The following is a 7,759-nucleotide window of genomic DNA, read 5'->3' as shown; positions in this document are numbered from 1 at the left end:
GTAAGATACAGACAGCTATCATAGCTTGGTGAATATCTATGCCAGCACAAGATGTATAGATGATATCCATAGTCGTTTCCTCCTAACTAATGATGAGGACTTGTCTCTCTAATAGTAGTCGTATTTTTATACTCATGCTTCTTAGGCGATATTTTGGGGTTCTCGTAGATAGAGTGGATTAGTTTGTCCCTTGATAGATTTTATCATTAAGTTATCAACCACAAAGCCCTCACTAAGAGTATAGCACTTAGCGAGGGCTTTGCCTATTGGTTGTCATTGTTTTGTGGGTGTGGGCTCCGCCATCGTGCTGGTTTGTCCCTACCTCTTTCTTTCTCTAAAGTTTTCGGTTATTTAGTCTATACTAATATAGTAACACTTGTCCTAGTATGGAGAAGGACGTTTACGGTATTATATCCCTTTTTGACAAGTGAAAGTATTACTAATTTTACCAAAATAGAACGGAAGAATTTTACTGTTTTACTACTATTGGGAAAATTAGAGAAGTAGTGACTTTGTTGCGTAAAGTTATTACAGTAGGCAAGAATATTAGTCACTTACTAAGTCATTAGCAATTGATAGGAATAATCACCAATTACCCCAATGTGATTATTAAAATATATTGAGAACTATTAAAAAACGAACTAGCTAAAAAGTGGTATAATAATTTTTAATTATTGGGAGGAATGAGGGTATGAAACTACAAAGGGCACCTTTGGCAACTGCTGGATTAATTCTAGGGATACTTGGTTTAGGTAATTTAATTAAAGAGATATCCATTTACTTAACAGCTTTATGTGGTATTATTGCAAGCTTATTATTTTTCTATTTAATTTATTCTATGTTAATAGATCGTCAAAGTATCAAGAAACAATGGCAAAATCCCCTTGTTCAATCTGTCTTTACAACATTTTTTATGTCAGGTTTGTTGGCGTTGACTTATGTGAAACAATTTTTTGGGAATCATGATTTGATTGTAAGGTTTTTAAAAAGTTTTTGGTTTATTTGGTTAATTACTCTAGTAATCCATATGTTGCTTTTCTCAAGGAAATATCTAAAATCTTTGTCTCTTACAAATGTCTTTCCTTCTTGGACGGTCTTATATGTTGGTATTGGTGTAGCATCTTTAACATCACCACTAAGTCAGCAATTCTTTTTAGGAAAAGTGATTGTTAGTTATAGCATTGTAGCGACTATTTTAGTTTTACCACTCATTTTCTATCGGTTGAAAAATCATCCGTTGGAAACAACGCTGAAACCGAACACAGCAACAATTTGTGCCCCATTTTCCTTAGTCACAGCAGCTTATCTTTCCAGTTTTGAAACTCCTAATAAATTGATTTTAGGAATTTTAGTGGTAGTATCACAGCTTTTCTATTTTTATATCTTGCTCCAATTACCTAAGCTACTTAATCATCCGTTCACACCAGCTTTTTCAGCTTTTACCTTTCCGCTGGTCATTTCTGCGACAGCTCTAAAAAATACTGGTTTTACCTGAACCAATTATTTGGCAGATTTTAGTTGTGTTCGAAATCATGGTCGCAACGCTCATCGTTAGCTATGTCTTGATAGGCTATCTTGGATTTTTCATAGGGAAAAAGTTGCGCTAGAAACATAAAAAGCACGAAAACGTGCTTTTTTACTTATTAAATTCGGCCTTACTTTTAACGTCTCCGTATTCTTCAGCAACTTCTAGGCTGAGAATATCCTGATAGCTTGGCAAGGTGATATCCTTACCGTATTTATTACGAAGTGCTGTTGTGACTAAGCGATAGGCTAAGTTAGCATTGCGTGACAGAATAGGACCGTGGAAATAAGAACCGTAAACATTTTTGTAGTGGACACCCTCAGTGCCGTCTTCGCTATTATTTCCCTTACCATAAATCACTTTTCCAAGTGGCTTCTCATCATCTGAGAGGAAGGTGCGTCCTTGATGGTTTTCAAAACCGTAGTAGGTTTCGTTAAAGTCTTCATTGTGAATCTTGATATCACCGATAAAACGATTATTTTCTTGATTGAGGGTATAATGCCCCATCACTCCGATACCATTAATGCGAGCGCCATTTGCTTGAATATAATATTGTCCGAGTAACTGGAAGCCACCACAGATAGCTAGGATAACCTTGTCATTTTGAATGAAACGGTCAATAGGTCCACGTTTACTTGGGAGATCTTTAGCAACGATAGATTGCTCATAATCTTGACCACCGCCAAAAAAGACCATGTCGTAATAGTTATCATCAAATTCATCACCGACAGACACAATATCAATGGTCATTTTTACCCCTAATTTTTCCCCAACGTATTTCATCATGAGAACATTACCGTTGTCACCGTAAGTGTTTAATAGGTTTCCATAGAGGTGGGCAACATTGAGTTCGTATTGGTAATCCTTGTTTGCAGGAGATTTTAGTGAGGTATAAGTCATTAGTTCATCTCCTTTCCAACAGCATGGCGCTGAGCTAAGAGCTCTCGGAATTCCAGCATAGCAGTGTAAGTAGCAAGAATATAAGCATGATCACTCTCTTGAGTTTCAATCAAATCCATAATATCTTCCAATTTTTCAGCTTGGGTAATTTTAGTTTCATCGTAGCCAGTCACACGCAAGCGACGAGCAATTTCAGAATGACGAACACCACCAGCATTGATTTCAGTAATATCCATCTCATTGATGAGTTCAAAATTAGCATCCCAAATCCAACTAGTATCAATTCCATCAGCATAGTTTGCATTGAGAAGGACAGACAAGCTAAATGGGTAGTCAGCGAGTTTTATCATCTCAAGAGCTTGGCTTGCTCCTACTGGATTTTTAATGAGAACCAGTGTACATGATTTGTTACCAATCTTAAAGGTTTCCTGACGTCCAAAGACAGCACGAGATTGATCAAATCCAGCCTTGATTTTTTCTGGAGAGACACCGAAAAATTCAGCGACAGAAACAGCAGCAAGGGCATTGTAGATATTATAAAGTCCCCCGACATTGATTTTGTAATCCTGGCCATCAATGACAAACTCAGAAGCAGTATTGGTGATTGTTTTTAGTGCTGTTAATTTGTAATTGAGTTCAGGACGTTTGAAGTCACAGTTTGGACAGATATAGTCCCCTAGGTTTGCATAGGTGTTAAGAGTATACTGCAAAATACCTTCACAGTTTGGACATACAATTCCTTCTGTGTTGTAGTGGGCTAAAGCTGGCGCAGCTTTTTCAGTATCAAAACCGTAAAATCGAACGGGATTAACCACTTGCTTTGAGTTGAAAAGAGGGCTGTCGCCATTAGCTAAAATGGTCGCTTGAGGCGCCTTTGCTGCACCGTCTAAAATCATTTGGTAAGTGGTGTAAATCTCACCGTAGCGGTCCATCTGGTCACGGAAAATATTGGTAAAGACGAAAAGGCTTGGTGTGATGTATTCAGTAATCTTTGGAAGGCTAGCCTCGTCAATTTCGAGCACCGCAATTTTTTTACCGGATTTTCCTTTTTTAGCAGTTAAAAAAGTTGACGTAATCCCTGTAATCATATTAGCACCGCTTGGGTTAGTCACAATCTCTCCGAAGGCTTCTTTGAGAATGCCGACAGTGAGAGCTGTTGTGAGGGTTTTACCATTAGTGCCTGTGACAACTACGATCTCGTAATCTTGAGCTAAGCTACTTAAAATATCTTTATCAAATTTAAGAGCAATTTTTCCAGGAAGCGTTGAACCACGTCCCAATTGCGAAAGAATAAAGTGAGCTGATTTACCAGCTAAAATTCCTAGTTTTGTTTTAATAGTCATGAGGATATTTTACCACAAAACATGAAGAGAGTTAAGGAAAAATAGTTTGATTTGTGCTATAATTAGAAAAGAATTTTTGAAAGAACAAGTGATAACGTATGAAGCTATTATCAAATATTGATGTAAATTATTGGACATCTCTGATATCAAGTCCGTGGGTTTTGATGATTAATCTCTTAGATATTATCATTGTTACCTACTTAATTTATCGTTCCATAAGAGCAATTGCTGGAACAAAGGTTATGACACTTATTCAAGGAACAGTATTTTTTGTCTTAACTAAGTTTGTAGCAGAATGGCTGGGCTTTGCCACCATTTCTTATCTAATGAATCAAGTCATTACTTATGGGATTATTGCTGGTGTTATCATCTTTGCTCCAGAAATTAGATCAGGGTTGGAGCGTTTTGGTCGGGCCACAAATAATGTTTTTATTGGAACGCAAGGGATTAAAAATGAAGAAAGAGTTATAGAAGCACTGGTTAAGTCGGTTGCTTATATGAGTCCTCGTAAAATAGGTGCACTTATATCTATTAAGGGGACACAAACTCTGAGAGAATATAAATTGAGTGGGATTCCCCTTAATGCTGATATTTCAAGTCAGCTCCTTATTAACATTTTTATACCAAATACCCCCCTTCACGATGGGGCAGTTATTATTGAAGGAAATAAAGTCGCCACCGCTTGCTCTTATTTGCCTTTATCAGAATCTCAGGCGATTTCTAAAGAATTTGGAACGAGGCATCGTGCAGCAATTGGTTTATCAGAGCATTCGGATGCTCTAACTATCATTGTTTCTGAAGAGACTGGAGCGATTTCTGTTGCCTATAAGGATAATTTTATCCATGATATGAGTGTCGAAAACTTTGAGGCATTGTTAAAAGAGCACTTAATTACGGAAGAAGTTCAAGAAAGTTTTTGGAAACGTTGGTTTGGAGGTGATAGGGTATGAGAAAGAAACTCTTTACAAAAAAATTTGGTATTGGTCTTGTTTCTTTACTTTTCTCGCTTTTGCTTTTTTTTACAGCCACTTCTAGCAATTATAACAGTACACAGGCGCAATTTAATCGAACGACTGAAACCTATAGTCATACTCTTGAAAATATTCCTATTGATATTAAGTATGACAGTGATAAATATTTTATCTCAGGCTACTCTTATGAGACAGAGGTGTATTTGACTTCAACAAATCGCTTGAAATTGGATTCAGAGATTAATCGATCAACAAGAAAATTCAAGGTTGTTGCAGATCTAACGAATTTGACCGAAGGAACGAGCAAGGTCACACTGCAGGTGAAAGATTTACCAGATGATGTATCAGCTACGGTTTCACCGGTCAGCATGTCAGTGACTATTGGAAAGAAAAAAACAGAGACCTTCCCTGTTAGAGTCGAAATAGCAGAAGACCAGTTTGCGGATGGGTATGCACTGAAGTCTTATGAATTGGGCTTGACAAAGGTTAAGGTAACAAGTGATGAGACAATTATTGGACAGATTGATCATGTAGTGGCGACGCTACCAGATGGTATGCGATTGGAGGGTGACTATAATGACAGTATAACCTTGCAAGCCGTTTCTGAAAATGGTATGATTTTACCAGCTGTCATTGAACCAGCAAGCGCTAATTTACAAATTACAGTGAGTAGTTTAACCAAAACAGTACCTATTCGAGTAGATTATACCGGTGAGCTACCTAGTAATGTTTCAGATATCAAATATAGTCTATCCTTTGATAAAACCGTTATTCAAGGTAATCAACAGGCATTGGATGCTATAAGTGAGCTTGTCATTCCAATCAACATTTCAGATATTACAGAATCAACGATTAGAACGATGACTCTAGCAGCGGATGATGTGATTGTGACACCAGCAGTTGTTGATGTGACACTTAATGTTGTGAAGAAGAAATAAATTAGTTATCTAATTGACACTAAAAAGATTTAGACTAAGATAGTGCTTATGATGACATGCTGATTCTGTATGAGGATAAGATGTTGCTCAAAAGAGTTATGATGAGACCGTTATTTCTATATATTATATTGCATATTGCGAAAAATACCTATAGATATGGAAATAAAAAGGTAATGAGGTTGTTAAACGAGACATTTGAGTTCGGTCTATGCCTCAAACTTTTCACAAGAGAATTTAATTAGTAATATAATAGAAAATTAGAGAAAGGAAATGTTTGGTACTAGCCAATTGTGGTTGGAATTAAACACGGGACGCTGAAAAGTGTCTTATTTCCGAAGTGATTTAGCCATGAACTGGCAAAAAATTAATATAAAAGAAAGGTAATGAGGTTGTTAAACGAGACATTTGAACTCGGTCTGCGTCTCAAACTTTTCGAAAGTAAACTTGTTATTTATAATGTAATAGAAAATTAGAGAAAGGAAATGTTTGATACCGACTAAATTTGGTTGGAATTGAACATGGGACTAATTTCCTGGAAAAAAGATAAATCATTACTAGACGCAAGCGTCGTCGTTTGATTTCCTATTTTTCTACGGAAATTTTCGGCAAGCCGAAATGTCCCTTTGTATCTTATTTATGGGTAAATATTTTGGGACGGATGGTGTCCGTGGTGAGGCTAATGTTGAATTGACGCCAGAATTGGCTTTTAAACTTGGACGTTTTGGTGGTTATGTTCTTAGTCAGCATGAGACAGGGCGTCCGAAAGTTTTTGTGGCGCGTGACACACGTATTTCAGGTGAGATGCTTGAGTCTGCCTTGATTGCAGGTTTGCTTTCAGTTGGTATTGAAGTTTATAAGCTAGGTGTTTTAGCGACACCAGGTGTTTCTTATTTGGTACGTACGGAAAATGCTAGCGCAGGGGTCATGATTTCTGCCAGTCACAATCCAGCCTTGGACAATGGTATCAAATTCTTTGGTGGTGATGGGTTTAAGTTAGCTGATGATCAAGAAGCAGAGATTGAAGAACTTCTTGATGCTACAGAAGACACTCTCCCACGTCCATCAGCAGAAGGGCTAGGAACTCTTGTTGACTATCCGGAAGGGCTTCGTAAATATGAAAAATTCATGGTTTCAACGGGGCTTTCTTTAGATGGCATGAAGGTTGCCCTTGATACGGCAAATGGTGCTGCTGCAGCTTCAGCACGCAATATTTTCTTGGATTTAGGTGCAGAAATTACGGTGATAGGTGATAAACCTGATGGGCTTAATATCAATGCTGGTGTCGGTTCAACTCACCCTGAACAATTGCAAGAAGTGGTGAAAGAATCTGGCTCAGCTATTGGTCTTGCCTTTGATGGTGATAGTGACCGTCTGATCGCAGTTGATGAAAATGGGGAGATTGTTGACGGTGATAAAATCATGTACATTATCGGTAGGTACATGTCTGAAAAAGGTCAGTTGGCACAAAATACCATTGTCACGACAGTCATGTCAAACCTTGGCTTCCATAAGGCGCTTGATCGCGAGGGAATTGCTAAGGCTGTAACGGCTGTTGGTGACCGATATGTGGTCGAAGAAATGCGTAAAAATGGCTATAATCTCGGTGGTGAGCAGTCTGGTCATGTGATTATCATGGATTATAACACGACTGGTGATGGGCAATTAACAGCAATTCAGTTGACAAAAGTGATGCAAGAAACTGGGAAATCTCTTTCTGAGTTGGCTTCTGAAGTGACGATTTACCCGCAAAAATTGGTTAATATCCGTGTTGAAAATAGCATGAAAGATAAGGCGATGGAAGTCCCAGCTATTGCAGCTATCATTGAAAAAATGGAAAACGAAATGAATGGCAATGGTCGCATCTTGGTACGTCCAAGTGGAACAGAGCCTTTGCTCCGTGTCATGGCAGAAGCACCAACACATGAGCAAGTAGATTACTACGTTGACACCATTGCAGATGTTGTCCGTGTAGAAATTGGAATTGATTAACAGGAATTGAAAGGTTGGTATTGCCCAGCCTTTTTACTATGGTGTATAGGATATTTTCGTTTTAGGATTGTTTCAGATGTTAGCTCTGCCTTT

At 37.9% G+C, this 7,759-nt stretch carries 6 protein-coding genes; 4 read left to right on the top strand and 2 right to left on the bottom strand.

The window, feature by feature from the left end; translation table 11 throughout:
• Positions 1-691 precede the first annotated feature (691 nt).
• A complete protein-coding gene (locus GZ996_RS05555; protein ID WP_238386403.1) occupies positions 692-1,495 on the top strand; it encodes a TDT family transporter in 804 nt (267 codons plus the stop codon).
• 141 nt (positions 1,496-1,636) lie between these two features.
• Here GZ996_RS05555 and gatD read toward each other — a convergent pair whose 3' ends face one another.
• Together gatD and murT are read right to left on the bottom strand one after the other, a co-directional pair.
• The gene (gene gatD, locus GZ996_RS05550; RefSeq protein WP_162011528.1) at positions 1,637-2,425 is read right to left on the bottom strand and encodes a lipid II isoglutaminyl synthase subunit GatD; all 789 of its coding nucleotides are present in this window, start codon (positions 2,423-2,425) and stop codon (positions 1,637-1,639) included.
• Positions 2,425-3,768, bottom strand: coding sequence for a lipid II isoglutaminyl synthase subunit MurT (gene murT, locus GZ996_RS05545; protein WP_162011527.1), 1,344 nt, complete (start codon positions 3,766-3,768; stop codon positions 2,425-2,427). Before murT ends, gatD begins: the two co-directional genes overlap by 1 nt.
• 98 nt (positions 3,769-3,866) lie before the next feature.
• Between murT and cdaA the strand changes: the two genes are divergently transcribed.
• From cdaA to glmM, 3 genes are all read left to right on the top strand, one after another.
• Entirely contained in the window at positions 3,867-4,718 is an 852-nt protein-coding gene (cdaA, locus tag GZ996_RS05540; RefSeq protein WP_162011526.1) for a diadenylate cyclase CdaA, read from the top strand.
• A complete protein-coding gene (locus GZ996_RS05535; protein WP_156806399.1) occupies positions 4,715-5,677 on the top strand; it encodes a CdaR family protein in 963 nt (320 codons plus the stop codon). The genes cdaA and GZ996_RS05535 overlap by 4 nt, the downstream gene beginning before the upstream one ends.
• A gap of 636 nt (positions 5,678-6,313) precedes the next feature.
• Positions 6,314-7,666 (top strand): phosphoglucosamine mutase, encoded by a 1,353-nt coding sequence (gene glmM, locus GZ996_RS05530; protein WP_162011525.1) that lies wholly within the window; start codon positions 6,314-6,316, stop codon positions 7,664-7,666.
• Positions 7,667-7,759: the final 93 nt, after the last annotated feature.

Source organism: Streptococcus sp. S784/96/1, from assembly GCF_902729355.1.
Classification (GTDB): domain Bacteria; phylum Bacillota; class Bacilli; order Lactobacillales; family Streptococcaceae; genus Streptococcus; species Streptococcus caledonicus.
The sequence above is the reverse complement of the archived record's forward strand: the minus strand, read 5'-3'. Positions and strand labels throughout refer to the sequence as shown.

Coding starts and splice junctions, on each gene's coding strand:
- glmM (WP_162011525.1), top strand. CDS start 6,314: ATGGGTAAATATTTTGGGACGGATGGTGTCCGTGGTGAGGCTAATGTT.
- GZ996_RS05555 (WP_238386403.1), top strand. CDS start 692: ATGAAACTACAAAGGGCACCTTTGGCAACTGCTGGATTAATTCTAGGG.
- murT (WP_162011527.1), bottom strand. CDS start 3,768: ATGACTATTAAAACAAAACTAGGAATTTTAGCTGGTAAATCAGCTCAC.
- gatD (WP_162011528.1), bottom strand. CDS start 2,425: ATGACTTATACCTCACTAAAATCTCCTGCAAACAAGGATTACCAATAC.
- cdaA (WP_162011526.1), top strand. CDS start 3,867: ATGAAGCTATTATCAAATATTGATGTAAATTATTGGACATCTCTGATA.
- GZ996_RS05535 (WP_156806399.1), top strand. CDS start 4,715: ATGAGAAAGAAACTCTTTACAAAAAAATTTGGTATTGGTCTTGTTTCT.